Genomic DNA, 16,734 nt, shown 5'->3' with positions numbered 1-16,734 from the left:
GTCAGATCCCCAACTCTTGACGCTGGCGCTTCAAGTGCTCCGGCATCTCTTTATAGACGTCTTCGAACATGGTCGCGGCGCTTGGAATCTGGCCACCGGCGAGGGTGCCGTACTGTTCGGCCTCTTTCTGCGCCGCGATGACTTCGGCTTCCAGTTCGGCGCTGACGGCGACGTGTTCCTCTTCGGACCAGTGGCCGATTTTCACCAGGTGCTGCTTCAGGCGGGCAATCGGGTCGCCCAGCGGGAAGTGGCTCCAGTCGTCGGCAGGACGGTATTTGGACGGATCATCGGACGTGGAGTGCGGGCCGGCGCGGTAGGTGACCCATTCGATCATGGTCGGGCCGAGGTTGCGGCGCGCTCGTTCGGCGGCCCAGGCCGAGGCGGCGTAGACCGCGACGAAATCGTTGCCGTCGACCCGAAGGGAGGCGATCCCGCAGCCAACGCCACGACCGGCGAACGTGGTGGCTTCACCACCGGCAATCGCCTGGAATGTGGAGATCGCCCACTGGTTGTTGACCACGTTGAGGATCACCGGCGCCCGGTAAACGTGGGCGAAGGTGAGGGCGGTGTGGAAGTCGGACTCAGCGGTGGCACCGTCGCCGATCCAGGCCGAGGCGATTTTGGTGTCGCCCTTGATCGCCGACGCCATGCCCCAGCCCACACCCTGGACGAACTGGGTGGCGAGGTTGCCGGAAATGGTAAAGAAACCGGACTCTTTGACCGAGTACATGATCGGCAACTGACGGCCCTTGAGCGGATCGCGCTCGTTGGACAGCAGTTGGCAGATCAGGTCCACCAGCGGTACTTCCCGCGCCATCAGGATGCTTTGCTGGCGGTAGGTGGGGAAGCACATGTCATCGATGTTCAAGGCCAGGGCCTGGGCACTGCCGATGGCTTCTTCGCCAAGGCTCTGCATGTAGAACGACATTTTTTTCTGACGCTGGGCGACCACCATGCGGTTGTCGAAGATCCGCGTCTTGAGCATGGCGCGCATGCCTTTACGCAGGATCTCTACCGGAACGCCTTCACCCCAGGGACCGAGGGCGTTGCCCTGGTCGTCGAGCACGCGAATCAGGCCCTTGGCCAGATCAGCAGTGTCGGCAGGTTCAACGTCGATGGCGGGTTTGCGCACCGTACCGGCATCGGTCAGACGCAAGTAGGAGAAGTCGGTTTTGCAGCCAGGGCGGCCCGATGGTTCGGGAACGTGCAGGTGCAGCGGTTCGTACGCTTGGTTCATGGCTTCTACGCTCGATCTTGTGAATTTCTTGTAGTGAGCTGACAGAGTTCCTTCGATAAAGGAATTCTTGTCCTACAACAATCATAGGCCCGGCCCAGAAGAATATTTATCTCTGTTTCGTTGCGTTGGAGATCATTTGAGGATAAAAAATCTGCACAAACAAAAAAAACAGGTGTTTTTATCTCATGCGTAAACTGGACCGTACCGATATCGGCATTTTGAACAGCCTTCAGGAGAATGCCCGCATCACCAACGCCGACCTCGCACGCTCGGTCAACCTGTCGCCGACGCCGTGCTTCAATCGAGTCAAGGCGATGGAAGAATTGGGCCTGATTCGGGAGCAAGTGACCCTGCTGGATGCCGACCTGCTTGGGCTGCACGTCAATGTGTTCATCCATGTCAGCCTGGAGAAGCAAGTGGAAGAGGCGCTGGCGCATTTCGAAGAGGCGATCTCGGATCGCCCGGAAGTGATGGAGTGCTACCTGATGGCTGGTGACCCGGACTATTTGATCCGCGTGCTGGTGCCAACCATCCAGTCGCTGGAGCGATTCATGATGGACTTTTTGACCAAGGTGCCGGGCGTGGCGAATATCCGCTCAAGCTTTGCGCTCAAGCAGGTGCGCTATAAGACGGCGCTGCCGTTGCCAGCCAATGGCCTGACCCTGGCGGGCTAAACCCAACCTCGGTAGCCGCTGCCTGGCACCGCGAGGCAGCGTTCGGCGGCGCAGCCGTCGCAAACCCTGCAACCGGGTTCCTTCAGGTAGACCGCAGACGCAGCCTCGCGTTGCTCGACAGCTGCTACGGGTTGTGGGGGGATGTCAGAGTTTGTTGATCGGGATTTTCAGGTACGTCACGCCGTTGCCTTCGGCCGGTGGCAAATTCCCCGCCCGTACATTCACCTGAATCGCCGGTAGCAGCAGCGTCGGCATGCCCAGCCCTGCATCGCGCTGGGTGCGCATCGCGACGAAGGCCGCTTCGTCGATGCCGTCGTGGACGTGAATATTGCTTTTGCGCTGCTCGCCAACCGTGGTCATGCAGCGGGATTCGCGGCCCTGCGGCGGATAATCATGGCAGACGTACAAACTCACGCTGGCCGGGAACGCCAACAGTCTGTGGATCGACGTGAACAGCTGATTGGCGTTGCCACCGGGAAAGTCGCAGCGCGCGGTGCCCACGTCCGGCATGAACAACGTATCGCCCACCAGAATCACATCGCCGTCGATCAAGTAGGCCATGTCCGCCGGGGTGTGGCCGGGCACATGCAGCGCCGTGGCCTTAAGGTTGCCGATCATGAACGACTCGTCCGGGGCGAACAGATGATCGAACTGCGAACCATCGACGCAAAACTCCGGTTCCAGATTGAACAGGGTCTTGAATACGCCCTGAACCTTGCTGATCGACTGGCCGATGGCGATCTTCCCGCCCAGCTCCCGGCGCAGGTAAGGCGCGGCGGATAAATGATCGGCATGGGCATGGGTTTCCAGCAGCCATTGCACCTGCAATCGATGTTCGCGGACGAAGGCGATGATCTTGTCGGCTTGCACGGTCGCGGTGCGTCCGGCGGCCGGGTCGTAGTCGAGCACCGGGTCGACGATTGCGCAGTGCCCGCCATCGTGCTCATGGATCACGTAGCTATAGGTCGACGAGGCGGGATCAAAAAAAGCTTCTATCAAGGCAGGCATGGTGGCCGATTCTATGAGGGCAGACTTTGAGGTTAGATTCATTTTCCCCTCGCTGACCAGCCCCCGATCAATTCAATGAAGGAAAAAAGTCGCGCGGGCTCTATCCTGTCAGTCATCGATACCGGGCGCTCCCGGCCTTTTTTCACAGATCACGAGTGTTCTATGTTGCTGGCGAGTTTCTTCGGCGTGGTGATGGGGTTAGTGCTTGGGTTGACCGGGGCCGGTGGCGGCATTCTGGCGGTACCGGCCCTGGTGCTGGGGTTGGGTTGGACGATGACCCAGGCAGCGCCCGTCGCGCTGTTCGCGGTAGGCAGTGCGGCGGCTATCGGGGCCATCGACGGGTTGCGCCACGGTCTGGTGCGCTATCGCGCGGCATTGTTGATTGCGCTGCTGGGGGCGGTTTTTTCGCCGTTGGGCATTTTCTTCGCCCATCAGCTACCGGAAAAGGTGTTGATGGTCCTGTTCAGCCTGCTGATGGTCCTGGTCGCTTCGCGAATGCTGCGCCGTGAGCGACACGACGAAGGACCGAGCGACCACGGCCACGCCAACTGGGGGCAGAAAAACTGCATGCTCGATCAACAGACCGGGCGGTTTTCCTGGACCGCCAAATGCACCGCGACGCTCGCCGCACTGGGCGCGGTCACCGGGGTCGTGTCCGGTTTGCTCGGGGTGGGCGGTGGTTTCCTGATCGTACCGGCGTTCAAGCAGCTGACCGATGTGCAAATGCGCGGGATCGTCGCCACGTCCTTGATGGTGATCAGCCTGATTTCCGCGATCGGCGTGGTCGGCGCGTTTCAAGCCGGGGTGCGTATCGACAGCCTCGGTTACATCTTCATCGCCGCGAGCATCGTCGGCATGATCATTGGTCGAAAGCTGTGCGCGCGCGTACCGCATCGGGCCCTGCAAACAGGCTTTGCCGCCGTTTGCATCGTGGTCGCCGTTTACATGTTGTTCAGAACGGCCGCGTAGGAGGGCTTACATCCCGCTACCAGGCTCCGGATATTACCGATTCCATGTTCAATTCCGTCACCTACGTGGGGCGGTGTTGACCTGGTAACCCTTGGCAAAGGACATTGGAGATCCAGAGTGGGAGTGAGCCTGCTCGCGAAGGCGGAGTATCAGGCAACTTCATTGGTGACTGGATGGCCACCTTCGCGAGCAGGCTCGCTCCCACAAGGGGATCTGAATCCGACACTTCTCTCATCCCATCGAAGCGCCTGACCGCTACCCAAGTAGCATACGTCGCCGCCCACAGGCTTCGTACACTCGTGCTCCATACAGGCGCACCCGCGGGAGGCCACAATGCAACAGGTCCAGAGCGAAGGCGTCGTCAGTGCAATGTCCCAGGCCACCGAGGCCCAGCAGGTGGCTCAGGAGCTGGCGCGACAGTTGTTGCACCCGCACCTGGGGTTTGTGCTGTTCTTTTGTTCCGCCGAGTACGACTTGCAGGCACTGGGGCAGGCCTTGCAGGAAAGCTTCGGTGGCATTCGTCTGGTGGGTTGCACCAGTGCCGGAGAAATCACCCCGCTGGGTTACGGCCGCAACTGCGTGACGGCGGTGGGTTTCGACCATCGGCATTTTTCCATCGACGCCGAGCTGATCGACGAAATGGAACGCTTCAGCCTGATCGATGCCCAGCACATGGTCGAGCGACTGGTCCGTGGCTGTCGTAGCAATACCCTGGCGCCAATCAAGGGCAACAGCTTTGCCCTGACCCTGCTCGATGGTTTGTCCAGCCGTGAAGAAATGGTCCTCGCCGCCTTGAGCGCGGCGTTGGGCGACATTCCTCATTTCGGCGGTTCGGCCGGTGACGATAACTACCTGACCCACACCCACGTCTATTTTAATGGCAAGTTCCACAGCGGCGCGGCGGTGGTGGTCCTGGTCAATACCTGGCTCGACTTTGAGGTGTTCACCACCCATCACATCCTGCCACGGGCGGAAAAACTGGTGGTCACCGGTGCCGACAGCGCTTCGCGCCGGGTCTTTGAACTCAATGCCGAGCCCGCCGCCGAGGAGTACGCCCGCCACATCGGCGTACCGGTGACCGAACTCGACCACCGAGTCTTCGCCGCGCACCCGCTGGCGGTGCGGATCCACGATCAGTATTACGTGCGGGCGATCCAGCAGGTTAATCCGGACCTCAGCCTTAGTTTCTACTGCGCGGTGGAGAACGGCATCGTGCTCACGGTCATGACCCCCGGCCCGATGCTGCCAAACCTGCAAGCGCTGTTCGAGGGGCTGCAGGAACGCCTCGGCGATCTGTTGCTGACCCTTGGCTGCGACTGCTTTCTCAGGCGCCTGGAATTGGAGGACGACGGCCGTCTGGAGCAGATCGGGGCGTTTTTGCGCGACCAACGGGTGATGGGTTTCAACACCTACGGAGAACAGTTCAATGGCATGCACATCAACCAGACCTTCACCGGGGTTGCCATTGCCCGAGGCCGCTCCCTTGGACACCGTTGAGCTTGAGGCGCAGATCGCCAGCCTGCGCCACGAAAACCACAAACTGCAACGCATCAATGACGCGCTGATCGAACGGATCGAGTCAGGCATCACGCGGGGTAACGACCCGTACGCGGCGTTCCAGCATTCCGTGGTGTTGGCCGAGCAGGTGCGTGAGCGCACCGACGCCTTGAACCAGGCCATGGCCGAACTCAGGGCCGGTAATCATCTGCTCAGCGAAGCGCGGCTGCGGGCTGAAACCGCCCACCAACATTTGATCGATGCCATCGAGAGCATTTCCGACGCCTTTGTGCTGTTCGATGCCGAGCAACGGATCGTGCTGTTCAACAGCCGTTTCAGGGCGTTGTGGGGCAGCAGTCGGGTGCGGATCAACGCCGGCATGCGCCTGGGTGAGGTTAAGCGGTTGATGACGAGCACCGGACTGTTCACCGAGGAATTTCGGGGGCATGCCGACGAAAATCTGCTTTATCGCCTGCAGGACGGGCGCTGGCTGCAAGCCAGCGAGCGGCCCACACAGGAAGGCGGGCGGGTCATCCTGTTCACCGACATTACCGACGTCAAGCACAGTGAAGCCGTGCGTCGTGAGCAAGCGGTGGCGCAGAAATCCCATTTGTTGCAACGGGCGGTCGACAACCTGTCCCAAGGTGTGGCGATGGTCAATGCCGAGGGGATTCTGGAATTGTGGAACCGGCGTTTTCTGGAGCTCAGCGGCCTGGCGCCGGTGGCGGCCCATCGCCCGTTCGTCGAAGTGATCGCCGACAGTGAACTGGACCTGCTGACCCCGGCCAGTCGCGATTCAAACGGGCGGCACGTGCAAGAGTGCGAACAACGTCTCTACGATGGCCGAGTGCTGGAAATTCGCACGCATCCGTTGCCCACCGGCGGCTTTGTCAACACCTTCACCGACATCACCGAACGCTACCAGCACGCCGAAGCGCTGATCGAAAGCGAGCGCTGGATTCGCCTGATTACCGACCATGTGCCGGCGTTGATTGCCTACCTCAATGCCGATCTGGTCTACGAATTCACCAACAAGGTTTATGAAGAGTGGTACTGCTGGCCCCGTGGCGTGATGCTTGGGCAGAGCCTGCGGCAAGTGCACAGTGAACAGCATTACCAGCGCCTGGAGGCCTACGTGGCTCGGGCCCTGGCGGGTGAGAGCGTGACGTTCGAGTTCGCTGAAATGAACATCAACAATCAGGAGCGTTACATGCTGCGCTCCTACGTGCCCAATCGCCTGGCCACCGGGGAAGTGGTGGGGATTTTCGTGTTGATCCGCGACATCACCGAGCGCCGACGCACGGCCGAGGCGCTGCATCAGGCCTATCAGAATCTAGAGCTGCGGGTGCGCGAACGCACGACCGAGCTGACCACCCTCAATGACCAGTTACTGCGTGAAATCGATGAGCGTCGGCGCGTGGAATCGCGCTTGCGCGAAGCCAAACTCGAGGCCGAGCAGGCCAATCTGTCGAAGACCAAGTTTCTCGCGGCCGTCAGTCATGACCTGCTGCAACCGCTGAATGCCGCGCGACTGTTTACCAGCGCGTTGCTTGAACGCCGGGAGCCGCTGGCTAACGCGGTGTTGGTGCGCAATGTCAGCAATTCCCTGGAGGATGTGGAAAACCTGCTGGGCACGCTGGTGGACATTTCCAAGCTGGATGCCGGGGTGATCAAGGCCGATATTGCGCCGTTCGCCCTGAGTGAACTGCTGGACAACCTCGCGGCCGAGTACACCCAGGTGGCCCGCAGTGAAGGCCTGGAATTGCATTTCATCCCCTGTTCAGCATTGGTGCGTAGCGACATTCAATTGCTGGCGCGGATTCTTCGCAACCTGCTGAGCAATGCCATTCGTTACACCTACAGCGGTCGGGTGGTGTTGGGGTGCAGGCGTCATCACCAGCGGCTGTCGATCGAGATTTGGGACAGCGGCATGGGCATTGCGCAAGACCGTCTGAAAGAGATTTTCCAGGAGTTCAAACGCGGTGACGTGCAGCGGCCGGACCAGGACCGTGGCTTAGGCCTGGGGCTGGCGATTGTCGAGAAAATTGCCGGGATCCTCGGCCACCGGATTCACGTGCGTTCGTGGCCGGGCAAGGGCTCGATGTTCTCCGTCGAAGTACCTTTGAGCGCCACGGCGCCCAAGGCATTGCCGAGCCTGTTGATGAGCGAACCGATGCTGGAGCGTCTGCGCGGGGCCCGCGTGTGGGTGCTGGACAACGACGCGGCGATTTGTGCGGGTATGCGCACGTTGCTTGAAGGCTGGGGGTGTCGGGTGGTGACGGCGTTATCGGAGGAGGACCTGGCGCGGCAGGTGGACAACTACCATGAAGAAGCCGATCTGCTCATTGCTGACTATCACCTGGATAACGATCAGAACGGTGTCGATGCCGTGGCCAGGATCAACGCCCGCCGTGGCACGGCCATTCCGGCGATGATGATTACGGCGAACTACAGCAACGAGCTCAAGCAGCAAATCCGCGAACTGGGCCACACCTTGATGCACAAACCGGTGCGGCCGATGAAGCTCAAGACGGCGATGAGTCATTTGCTGGGCAGGCCTTGATGCTTGTGGTGCTTGTGCTGGTCCCTTCGCGAGCAGGCTCGCTCCCACATTGGATCTGAGTCGACGCGGTCACTGTGGGAGCGAGCCTGCTCGCGAAGGGCACGACGCGGTTAACGCCGCAAATACGACCCGAAATCAATATCCCCCGCACTCAAAATCGCCTGCACCCGATTGTGCACGTTGAGTTTGCGCAGGATCGCCGAGACGTGGGCCTTGACCGTGGTTTCGGCGATTTCCAGGGTGTAGGCGATTTGTTTGTTCGACTCGCCCTTGGTCATGCGTTCCAGTACCAGCAGCTGCTTGCGGGTCAGGGCCTGAAGCAGTTCCGGCGGGAAGCTCGGGGTGTCGTTCATCCGGCGGTGGGTGCCGCTTTTTTGCGTGCGGATGATGTCCGGGGGCAGGTAGACGTTGCCGTTGAGAATCTGCTGGATGGCTTCGGTCATCTGAACACGCGGCGAGGACTTGGTGATGAACCCCACCGCGCCGTAGGTGATGGCCTGCAGCACAATCTGTTTGTCTTGTTCGGCCGAGACAATCACCACCGGAATGGTCGGGGCTTCGTTGCGCAGGTTGATCAGTCCGTTGAGGCCGTGCATGCCCGGCATGTTCAGGTCGAGCAGGATCAGATCGAGGTCGTCATGGTCGTGAGTCAGCAGCAGGGCGCTGTCTAGATCGGCGGTCTCCATGACTTCGCTGCCGGGAAACCCATCGCTGATGACGTTGTGTATGGCTTCGCGAAACAGCGGGTGATCGTCGGCAATCAGAATTTTATACATAGCCTTTCACCTCATTATTTTGTTTAGGGTGTGGCAACAACACGCCAGCGTAAAGGTCAGGGAAAGGGTTCAGGTTGGGCCGGCGTCACGGGCAGGTTTGCCGCTTGCCAGGCGTCCAGGCCATCGCGATACCAATACAAAGACTTATAGCCCATGGCGGCGGCGCGTTTGACCGCGTTCCAGCTCAACCAGCAATCGGCGCGGCAGTAGAAGACCAGCGGTTGCGCGAGATCGCCCGCGCTCAGGGTGTTCAGGTGACGCACAAAATAGTCGTGCCAGGCGGGCGTCAGGACACCGTCGCCGGTATTGGCCAGCCAGTAGCTGCCGGGAAGGTTCTCATGGGGCTGGTCTTCGATGAAGCGTCCTTCCAGCCATTGGCGGCGGTAAACGTCGATCAACACCGGACGCGGCGTGCGGGTCAGCAGCGTTTGCAGGGCGGCGGTGTCGATGATGGCCGCGCCCTCGACCTGATGGGGTGTCGGACTGCGGTAAAGGTTGATGCGGTAACCGTCGGCGGAGAACAGGTCTGTTTCGGCGTGCGCGACGCCCAGCAACAGGCTCAGCGATAGCGCAGCGAGAGAAGGGCGCAACAGACGATGTCGGGCACGCAACATGAGGTTCAATCCTTGTAGTTATGAACCTATTACATGCCAGCTACGGTGCGATTGGAATGCGACGATAGACAGGTAAACCCGTACTAAAGTAGTAATTTGTCCTGCTTCTTCCCCTATCGCATGATCAATGAAGATCAAAATGTGGGAGCGAGCCTGCTCGCGATGGTGTGTCAGTCGACACCAATGCCACTGACACACCATCGCGAGCAGGCTCGCTCCCACAAGGGGGATTGTGGGGTTAGCTGGATTTACGCAAGGCGGCATGCTGCGGGTTGAAGGTGAGTACCGCCAGTAGCGTAAACAGCAGCGTCAGCCCCATGCACACCGCCAGCGCCAACGGATTGAAGCGTTCATACAGGGCAAACCGTACCAGCTCCACCGCATGAGTAAACGGGTTCAACGCGCACAACCAGTACAACCATTCACTGGACTCGCGCATTTTCCACAACGGATACAGCGCCGACGACAGGAAAAACAGCGGGAAGATCACAAAATTCATCACCCCGGCAAAGTTCTCCAGTTGGCGGATCGCGTTCGACAGCAACAAGCCCAGGGCACTGAGCATCAATGCCACCAACAACAGCGCCGGCAACGCGATCAACACACCCATGGCCGGCGGTTGCACGCCGTACACCCAGGCAATTGCCAGGAAGGCATACACCTGCAACAGCGAAATCAGGGAGGTGGCCAACAGTTTGCTGCACAGCAGAAAGGTTCGGGGCAGGGGGCTGGTCAGCAGCACCCGCATACTGCCCATCTCCCGGTCATAGACCATCGACAGCGAACCTTGCATGCCGTTGAACAGCAAGATCATGCAGGCCAGCCCCGGAATGATGTAGACCTCATAGGGAATGTAGGTGTCGTAGGGTTCGATGATCGCGATGCCGAGTGCCGCGCGAAAACCTGCCGCGAACACCAGCAGCCACAACAGTGGCCGCACCAGCGCGCTGAGAAACCGCGTGCGCTGCAAAACAAACCGCAGCCATTCGCGCAGTACGATGCCGCTGAAACAGTACCAATAGGCATTCATCGGGCGGCTCCTGAGGTTGTCAGTCGAGCGAAGGCTGAACCGAGGTCGCCGCCGTGCTCCAGGCTCAGGGTGTCGGCCTGCCCGCTGGCCACCAGGCGGCCTTGATGCAGGATCAACAAATCGTCGCTGGCCTGCACTTCGTCAAGCAGGTGAGTGGTCCAGAGCACGCTGATCCTTTGCTCGCGGCACAGGCTGCGGATGTGTTGATTGAGCGCCAGGCGACTGGCCGGGTCGAGGCCGACGCTGGCTTCATCCAGTAGCAACAAACGCGGTTCGTGCAGCAACGCCCGGGCAATTTCCACCCGGCGGCGATGGCCGCCATTGAGCTCGCGCACTTTTTCGCGACGGCGTTCGGTCAGGGCCTGGCGGGCCAGTTCAGCCTCTACCCGCAGGCCGGTCTGCCGCCGGGACAGGCCATGCAGCGCGGCGTGATAACGCAGGTTTTGCTCGACACTGAGGTCCAGGTCCAGGGTGCTTTGTTGAAACACCACGCCCAATTGCTTGAGCGCCGGGCGCGGTGCATTGTGTAACGAGCAGCCGCCGACCCGGATATCCCCGCGTTGCAAATCATAGAGCCGGGTCAGCAGCGCAATCAGCGTCGATTTACCCGCACCGTTCGGCCCGAGCAGCGCCGCAAAACGCCCGGGTGCCAAGTTGAAACTCACCTGACGCAAGGCCTCTTTCGCCCCATAGGCAAAACTCAGCTCGCTGACTTCCAGCGCGTTCATGGCGTCACCACCACGCCCCACGGATAGCGCCCGACCTTGATCGATTTACTGACCTTGAGATTGTCGACATCGATCACCGAGACGTCGCCGCTGACGCCGTTAGTGGCCAGTAATTGCTTCTGATCGGGAGTGAACGACATCTGCCAGACGCGCCGGCCCACCAGTAGATAATCGAGCACTTCAAACGTCTTGGCGTCGACCACCGCCACATGGTTGGCCGGGCCGAGCGCTACGAAACCGTACTTGCCGTCGGCGCTGAGCTTGATGCCCACCGGCTGGACCTTGTCAGGATGCACGCCCTTGATCTGGAAGGTCACGGTCTTGAGGATCTTGCGGGTCGCCACGTCGAGCACCGTCACCGTGCCGCCGATTTCCGCCGAGGCCCAGAGTTGCGAGCCATCGGGCGAGAACTCGACAAAGCGTGGCCGCTGATCCACCAGGGTGCTGTCGGCCAGGGTCTGGGTGCTGGTGTCGATCCAGTGCAGCATGTTGGTAGTTTCGCTGGTGTTCACCGCCCATTTGCCATCGGGGCTGACCGCCATGCCTTCCGGTTCGACGCCGACGTTGATCTGGCTGAGCACCTTGGAGGTTTCGGTGTCGATCACCGTCACCAGCGCATCGTCTTCGTTGGAAACGTAGAGCCAGCGATTATTCGGGTGCAGGGCAAATTGCTCGGGGTCTTTGCCCGACGGCAGTTCCTTGATGATCTTGCGCGTGGCAACGTCCATCACCTGGACCCGATCCGAGTCGCTGGCGCAGATGTACAGCAACTTACTGTCATGGGACAGCAGCAGGCCGCGCGGGCGCAGGCCGACGGGCAGGGTATCGGTGACTTGCAAGGTTTGCATGTCGATCAGGCTCAGGCTGTTGTCCTTTTCGTTAGAGACCCAGGCGGTGCTGGCTGCCACGTGGCCAGCGGCGAGTAGCAGGGCGCAAGAAAGCAGGGTGCGGCGCATGGCAGATTCCTTTGTTGTTATGATTGTCGGATCAGGGAAAGCGGCAACTGACCTCGGGCTTGTCGTAACCCAGGCTGTCCATCTCGTTGAAAGGGTGCAGAAAGCCGTCCTGTGGCGAGGTGCTGACCAGTGCCCGGGGTTGCACGATGGGAATTGGCTGGCGCAGTTGGCCGTTCCATGGTCGATAGCTGAGCTTGCGACCCTTGAAGCCATCCAGCGGCAGTTGATCGCTGATTTCCAGCTGACGAATCGCCATCGGATCGGTCTGGCGCAGTTTGCTCACCGCGCTGGCAATGCTGCGCACGGCGACCCACGCTGCAAAATCGCGATCGTTCATCCAGCGCCCGGCCATTGCTTCGAAGCGCTTTTGCAGTTGGGCGGCGCCATAGGTTTCCACGGTTTTGTGCCAGCCCACCGGGGTCAGCCCTTGAGTGCCGGCGACCGGGCGCGGGTACCAGGTCTGGTAGGGCACGTACTCGCCGAAATCGCCGCGTTCATCGGCCACCAGCACGACGTCGTATTCGGCGGTCTGGGTGAACAGCGGCATGTCGGCCTGGGCGCTGCGGCGTTGATCGTTGTCGAAACTCCAGGCTTTTTCCGCCACCAGTTGCAGACCGAAGCGTTTGGCGGCACGTCGCAGGGCGGCGGCATAGGCTTGATCGTCCGGGGTCGGGCCGACGATCAGCAGTGCCCGTTGCCATTTGCGCACCACCAGAAATTGCGCCAGCGCATCGGCCAGCATCGCCCGGCTTGGCAAGCTGTGGAGCACGTTGGGCAGGCAATCGGTGGTGCGCAAGCTGTCGTCGGGGCTACCGGCATTGAACAGCAGGCTGTCGGGCAGCACTGCGCTGAGCCGGCGCAAGGTTTCCACCGGCGCGTTCACCACAAATAGCCGCAAGCCTTGCTCGTGTTGCGCCTTGGCCGCGTCGATCAGCGCATCCGCACTGTCGGTGCTGGCACTGACGAGGCTGTAGCTGTGGTTGAGAAAGCGCCCGGTGCTGTTGCTGTCGGTGATCGCCAGTTCGGCGCCACGCAGCCCGGCATCAGTCGGTTCGGGAATGATGTTCGACAGCAGCGGCCCCGGGTCGGGTCGATAGCCCAGGTAGCCGATCCGTACCTGCAACGGCGCGTCTGCGGCTTGACTCTGGGTCGCCAACCCGGCGGCGCAGGCAATCGCCAACAGGTAGATCAAGGCGTAAGGGGCAAGCTGGCGCATAAGTCACTCCATTACAGGTAACGCCAGCATAGGAACCCTGTGGCAGGGAAGAAATATGCAGAAAGTATCGGAGAGCCAGTACCAAGGTCGTAACTCCCCCCGCAAAACATCGGCGTAACGCGATTTGTAGCCGCTGGCGAAGCCTGCGGCTACAGAACGCGTTACGGCTCGGCGTCAGGCGTACTACCAAGGAACTAGACGGCGACCACCAAAGCAGCATGGGTTCGACGCGACGGCGTTCCTAAGATGGGTGCCATAGCCTCTGCCAAGAGGTTTTGCGTGCAATCCTGAGGGCATAACAATGACAACAAAACGCAACGCCTTACTTGTTGCCGGACTGCTGGCCGGTTTTATCAGCGCAGGCTCTGTCTGGGCCCACGGTAACGTGGTGCCGCAAGCAGTCGAAACCCCGGGCCTGACCCCGATCAAGGACGCCGGCGTGCCGGTCGATGCCGATGGCTGGGCGCAGGTGAACCCCTACCGGTCCTCGCCGCAACACGATAAAGCGCTGGAAATCGGTTCTTCGGCCTACAACCAGAACTGCGCGGCCTGTCATGGCCTGGAAGCCAAATCCGGCGGCATCGCTCCCGATTTGCGCCTGCTGGATGTCGGCGACGCCGGTGATGAATGGTTTGTCCAGCGGGTGCGTAACGGTGCAGTGCGTGATGGCCGCGTCTACATGCCGAAAATGGCCGATTACTTGAGCCAGGAAGCTTTGTGGGCGGTGCGGACCTACCTGGACAGCGTGCACTCCGAGGAGTAACCCATGCGCCTGCTCACCGTGTTGATCAGCGCCATGTTGCTGTGCTGCCAGATGGCGCAGGCGCAGGTCCGTACCTTTGACCAAATGATCGCCGCCGGGGAACTGAAAGTCGCGGTCTACAAAGACTTCGCGCCCTACAGCTTCGAAGACGCCGGCCAGCCACGAGGGGTGGATGTCGAACTCGCCGAGGCATTGGCCAAGGCACTGGGCGTGCACTTGACGCTGATCTGGGCGCCGGCCGGCGAGAAACTCGATGACGATTTGCGCGACTACATCTGGCGGGCCAGTCAGTTGCACAACCAGCAACTGGCCGACCTGATGATGCGCGTGCCGTACGACCGCGACTACTCGCAAAAACGCAATGAACTGGGCGAGCTGGAGAACGACCACGTGGTGATGTTCGGTCCGTACCAGAACGAGCAATGGCAAGTCGCCTATGATCGTCGCCGGCTGGACTCGGTGGGCAGTGTCGCGGTGTTCGAGCAGCACCCGATCGGTGTCGAAGTCGACAGCGTGCCCTCGTTCTACCTGACCTCGGTGTTCAACGGCATGCTCGCCGGCAAAACCCACCATTATCCGGGTGTGCCCCAGGCGTTTGCCGCGATGAAGGCCGGTGAAGTCGACGCGGTGATGGCCATGCGCGGCGAGATTGACTGGCAAGTGCACGAAGCGGCCGACCCGCAAGTGGCGCTGGCCGAAAACGCCTACCCGAACATGGGCAAGCAGCTCTGGGAAATCGGCATGGCGGTGCACGAGAGCAACCGTCAACTGGCTTACGCCGTGGAAGAGGCGCTGGAAGCGTTGATCCGCGACGGCTCGGTCAAAGCCATTTATGCCCGTTACGGCCTGCGGTATGACGTGCCCGAGATGTACCAATAGTGAACTGGCGAGTGAGTTGCCTGTTGGCCTGTTGGCTACCCATCGCCGCGCAGGCGGCGCAGATCGAGCCGGGGAAAGACCCGGTGCCGTCAGTGATGTGGGACTTCTATCACAAGCAGATGCTCGGTGATGCACCGTTCGTTTTCGATGAGCGGGTCAAGTTGCTCGCACCGCCGTTCGCCGAAGACTCGCGGCAAGTGCCCCTGGAAATCGACGCCCGGGCGTTCAAGGGCGAGGTGGTGAAAATCCTCGCCTGGGCCGAACTTAATCCCTTGCCGAAAATCGTCGATTTCCAACCCGTGGATCGCGTGCTGCCCTGGCTGTCGATCCGCATCCGTATCGAACAAGCCACACCGTTGCGTGCCGCCGTCCTGACCCGCGACGGGCTCTGGCACGTCGGCTCGACCCTGATTGACGCGGCGGGCGGCGGTTGCACGGCGCCCAGCGTAGTGCGCACCCAGCCAGGCTGGCAGGAGCACATTGGCGAAGTGCTGGGCGGTCGCTACCCCCGTGGTGAGTTCAGCCGCTTGCGCTTGCAGGTGGCGCATCCGATGGACAACGGCATGGTGAGCGGCATCCCGGAATTCTTTATCAACCATGCCGAGCTGCGGGATCAGAACGGTCAGGTGTTGGCTCGCCTTGAACTGTTTCCCGCCGTCAGCGAAAACCCCAACCTGACCTTCGACATCGAAGGGGCGGGGCAGACGCGCCTGTTGCTGCGGGACAACAGCGGCAATCAATTCGATGCGGCCATACCCTGACCCCGAGGAACGCATCATGCGCTGGATGCTGTTGTTGTTCATAAGCCTGAGTCTGCCGGCACTGGCCGACCTCGACTACGTACTCAAGCCTCGGCAAATCGCCGAAGACACCTGGCTGCTGGAAGGCAGCACCGACAATTTCGCCAAGGCCAACGGCGGCAACATTGTCAACACCGCCTTCATCGTCACCGAACGCGGCGTGGTGGTGATCGATACCGGGCCGTCGAAGCGCTACGGCGAGGCCATGCGCAAAGCGATTGCCGCGACCACCGACAAGCCGGTGATCCAGGTCATGCTGACCCATCATCACCCGGACCATGTGCTGGGCAATCAAGCCTTCAGCGATGTGCCCATTGGCGCGCTGGCCGACACCACCGCGCTGCTGCATGAACAGGGCGATGCCATGGCCGAAAACCTGTATCGGTTGGTGGGCGACTGGATGCGCGGCACCGAAGTGGTGTTGCCGTCAGAGACGCTGACACCCGGCGTGCGACATTTTGGGAATCACGATCTACGCCTGCTGAGCCTGGGTGGGCACACGGGCGCGGATCTGGCTATTCTCGACCAGCAAACCGGCGTGCTGTTTGCCGGGGACCTGGTGTTTTATCAGCGTGCGCTGACCACGCCCAACAGCCCAGGGCTGTCGGTGTGGCTGGCAGACATCGCGACGCTGCAAGGCTTGCCGTGGACGCTGATCGTGCCCGGACATGGGCCGGTGGCCACGGACTCAAAGCCCTTCGAGCAAATGCATGACTACCTGACCTGGCTCGACCAACTGATGCGTGACGGCGCCGCCAACGGCAGCGACATGGCCGAGATGATCCGCAGTCCCATCCCCGAACGTTTCGCCGGCATCAACCTGAGCCGCTATGAACTGATCCGCAGCGTAAGCCATTTGTACCCGCGCTATGAGCGCGCACAAATGACCCGAGTCGATTCCACCGCAGGAAAATGAGCAAACACAGAACCCCCTGTGGGAGCGAGCCTGCTCGCGATGGTGGGTCAGCTACATTGATGTCGACTGACCCACCATCGCGAGCAGGCTCGCTCCCACAGGGGGGGC

The 16,734-nt window shown here is 60.9% G+C and carries 16 protein-coding genes; 8 read left to right on the top strand and 8 right to left on the bottom strand.

What is annotated here, in order from left to right; all coding sequences use genetic code 11:
- Nucleotide 1: 1 nt before the first annotated feature.
- On the bottom strand, nt 2-1,237 hold the full coding sequence (locus AC1MDT_RS09320; RefSeq protein ID WP_414909233.1) for a 3-methyl-2-oxobutanoate dehydrogenase (2-methylpropanoyl-transferring) subunit alpha: 1,236 nt from the start codon (nt 1,235-1,237) through the stop codon (nt 2-4).
- A 185-nt stretch (nt 1,238-1,422) separates the two neighbouring features.
- Between AC1MDT_RS09320 and bkdR the strand changes: the two genes are divergently transcribed.
- Entirely contained in the window at nt 1,423-1,911 is a 489-nt protein-coding gene (bkdR, locus tag AC1MDT_RS09315) for a Bkd operon transcriptional regulator BkdR (RefSeq protein WP_480421742.1), read from the top strand.
- Nucleotides 1,912-2,055: 144 nt separating this feature from the next.
- Here the strand turns inward: bkdR and AC1MDT_RS09310 are convergent, their stop codons facing one another.
- Nucleotides 2,056-2,919, bottom strand: a complete 864-nt coding sequence (locus AC1MDT_RS09310; protein WP_480421741.1) for an MBL fold metallo-hydrolase — start codon at nt 2,917-2,919, stop codon at nt 2,056-2,058.
- A 162-nt stretch (nt 2,920-3,081) separates the two neighbouring features.
- On the opposite strand from AC1MDT_RS09310, the gene AC1MDT_RS09305 reads away from it, so the two are divergent.
- The 3 genes from AC1MDT_RS09305 (at nt 3,082) to nahK (ending at nt 7,948) form a co-directional block, all read left to right on the top strand.
- Nucleotides 3,082-3,888 (top strand): sulfite exporter TauE/SafE family protein, encoded by an 807-nt coding sequence (locus tag AC1MDT_RS09305; RefSeq protein ID WP_480421740.1) that lies wholly within the window; start codon nt 3,082-3,084, stop codon nt 3,886-3,888.
- A 333-nt stretch (nt 3,889-4,221) separates the two neighbouring features.
- A complete protein-coding gene (gene nosP, locus AC1MDT_RS09300) occupies nt 4,222-5,385 on the top strand; it encodes a nitric oxide-sensing protein NosP (protein WP_480421739.1) in 1,164 nt (387 codons plus the stop codon).
- Nucleotides 5,354-7,948 (top strand): hybrid sensor histidine kinase/response regulator NahK/ErcS', encoded by a 2,595-nt coding sequence (nahK, locus tag AC1MDT_RS09295; protein ID WP_480422737.1) that lies wholly within the window; start codon nt 5,354-5,356, stop codon nt 7,946-7,948. The genes nosP and nahK overlap by 32 nt, the downstream gene beginning before the upstream one ends.
- 110 nt (nt 7,949-8,058) lie before the next feature.
- Here nahK and AC1MDT_RS09290 read toward each other — a convergent pair whose 3' ends face one another.
- The 6 genes from AC1MDT_RS09290 to AC1MDT_RS09265 form a co-directional block, all read right to left on the bottom strand.
- The gene (locus AC1MDT_RS09290; protein WP_480421738.1) at nt 8,059-8,724 is read right to left on the bottom strand and encodes a response regulator; all 666 of its coding nucleotides are present in this window, start codon (nt 8,722-8,724) and stop codon (nt 8,059-8,061) included.
- Nucleotides 8,725-8,780: 56 nt separating this feature from the next.
- Nucleotides 8,781-9,338 (bottom strand): PQQ-dependent catabolism-associated CXXCW motif protein, encoded by a 558-nt coding sequence (locus AC1MDT_RS09285; protein WP_480421737.1) that lies wholly within the window; start codon nt 9,336-9,338, stop codon nt 8,781-8,783.
- A gap of 238 nt (nt 9,339-9,576) precedes the next feature.
- Nucleotides 9,577-10,368, bottom strand: a complete 792-nt coding sequence (locus tag AC1MDT_RS09280) for an ABC transporter permease (protein WP_480421736.1) — start codon at nt 10,366-10,368, stop codon at nt 9,577-9,579.
- The gene (locus AC1MDT_RS09275; RefSeq protein WP_480421735.1) at nt 10,365-11,096 is read right to left on the bottom strand and encodes an ABC transporter ATP-binding protein; all 732 of its coding nucleotides are present in this window, start codon (nt 11,094-11,096) and stop codon (nt 10,365-10,367) included. The genes AC1MDT_RS09280 and AC1MDT_RS09275 overlap by 4 nt, the downstream gene beginning before the upstream one ends.
- A complete protein-coding gene (locus AC1MDT_RS09270; RefSeq protein WP_480421734.1) occupies nt 11,093-12,052 on the bottom strand; it encodes a YVTN family beta-propeller repeat protein in 960 nt (319 codons plus the stop codon). The genes AC1MDT_RS09275 and AC1MDT_RS09270 overlap by 4 nt, the downstream gene beginning before the upstream one ends.
- Before the next feature lie 31 nt (nt 12,053-12,083).
- Nucleotides 12,084-13,268: an ABC transporter substrate-binding protein gene (locus tag AC1MDT_RS09265; protein WP_480421733.1), complete on the bottom strand. Its 1,185-nt coding sequence runs from the start codon at nt 13,266-13,268 to the stop codon at nt 12,084-12,086.
- A gap of 301 nt (nt 13,269-13,569) precedes the next feature.
- Between AC1MDT_RS09265 and pedF the strand changes: the two genes are divergently transcribed.
- The 4 genes from pedF to AC1MDT_RS09245 are packed head-to-tail and all read left to right on the top strand — an operon-like array spanning nt 13,570 to nt 16,626.
- Complete coding sequence (gene pedF / locus AC1MDT_RS09260) at nt 13,570-14,031, top strand: cytochrome c-550 PedF (protein ID WP_480421732.1); 462 nt, start codon at nt 13,570-13,572, stop codon at nt 14,029-14,031.
- Between the two features lie 3 nt (nt 14,032-14,034).
- Nucleotides 14,035-14,910 carry a substrate-binding periplasmic protein gene (locus AC1MDT_RS09255; protein WP_480421731.1) on the top strand — a complete coding sequence of 292 codons (876 nt, stop codon included), beginning with the start codon at nt 14,035-14,037 and terminating at the stop codon, nt 14,908-14,910.
- Nucleotides 14,910-15,671 carry a quinoprotein dehydrogenase-associated SoxYZ-like carrier gene (locus tag AC1MDT_RS09250; protein WP_480421730.1) on the top strand — a complete coding sequence of 254 codons (762 nt, stop codon included), beginning with the start codon at nt 14,910-14,912 and terminating at the stop codon, nt 15,669-15,671. Before AC1MDT_RS09255 ends, AC1MDT_RS09250 begins: the two co-directional genes overlap by 1 nt.
- 16 nt (nt 15,672-15,687) lie before the next feature.
- The gene (locus AC1MDT_RS09245; protein ID WP_480421729.1) at nt 15,688-16,626 is read left to right on the top strand and encodes a quinoprotein relay system zinc metallohydrolase 1; all 939 of its coding nucleotides are present in this window, start codon (nt 15,688-15,690) and stop codon (nt 16,624-16,626) included.
- The last annotated feature ends 108 nt before the right edge of the window (nt 16,627-16,734 follow it).

It is taken from the genome of Pseudomonas sp. ASL7 (assembly GCF_056680375.1).
The sequence above is the reverse complement of the archived record's forward strand: the minus strand, read 5'-3'. Positions and strand labels throughout refer to the sequence as shown.

What these genes read in the sequence shown, in the direction of transcription:
- AC1MDT_RS09320 (WP_414909233.1), bottom strand. Translation starts at nt 1,237, where the DNA reads ATGAACCAAGCGTACGAACCGCTGCACCTGCACGTTCCCGAACCATCG.
- bkdR (WP_480421742.1), top strand. Translation starts at nt 1,423, where the DNA reads ATGCGTAAACTGGACCGTACCGATATCGGCATTTTGAACAGCCTTCAG.
- AC1MDT_RS09310 (WP_480421741.1), bottom strand. Translation starts at nt 2,919, where the DNA reads ATGCCTGCCTTGATAGAAGCTTTTTTTGATCCCGCCTCGTCGACCTAT.
- AC1MDT_RS09305 (WP_480421740.1), top strand. Translation starts at nt 3,082, where the DNA reads ATGTTGCTGGCGAGTTTCTTCGGCGTGGTGATGGGGTTAGTGCTTGGG.
- nosP (WP_480421739.1), top strand. Translation starts at nt 4,222, where the DNA reads ATGCAACAGGTCCAGAGCGAAGGCGTCGTCAGTGCAATGTCCCAGGCC.
- AC1MDT_RS09290 (WP_480421738.1), bottom strand. Translation starts at nt 8,724, where the DNA reads ATGTATAAAATTCTGATTGCCGACGATCACCCGCTGTTTCGCGAAGCC.
- AC1MDT_RS09285 (WP_480421737.1), bottom strand. Translation starts at nt 9,338, where the DNA reads ATGTTGCGTGCCCGACATCGTCTGTTGCGCCCTTCTCTCGCTGCGCTA.
- AC1MDT_RS09280 (WP_480421736.1), bottom strand. Translation starts at nt 10,368, where the DNA reads ATGAATGCCTATTGGTACTGTTTCAGCGGCATCGTACTGCGCGAATGG.
- AC1MDT_RS09275 (WP_480421735.1), bottom strand. Translation starts at nt 11,096, where the DNA reads ATGAACGCGCTGGAAGTCAGCGAGCTGAGTTTTGCCTATGGGGCGAAA.
- AC1MDT_RS09270 (WP_480421734.1), bottom strand. Translation starts at nt 12,052, where the DNA reads ATGCGCCGCACCCTGCTTTCTTGCGCCCTGCTACTCGCCGCTGGCCAC.
- AC1MDT_RS09265 (WP_480421733.1), bottom strand. Translation starts at nt 13,268, where the DNA reads ATGCGCCAGCTTGCCCCTTACGCCTTGATCTACCTGTTGGCGATTGCC.
- pedF (WP_480421732.1), top strand. Translation starts at nt 13,570, where the DNA reads ATGACAACAAAACGCAACGCCTTACTTGTTGCCGGACTGCTGGCCGGT.
- AC1MDT_RS09255 (WP_480421731.1), top strand. Translation starts at nt 14,035, where the DNA reads ATGCGCCTGCTCACCGTGTTGATCAGCGCCATGTTGCTGTGCTGCCAG.
- AC1MDT_RS09245 (WP_480421729.1), top strand. Translation starts at nt 15,688, where the DNA reads ATGCGCTGGATGCTGTTGTTGTTCATAAGCCTGAGTCTGCCGGCACTG.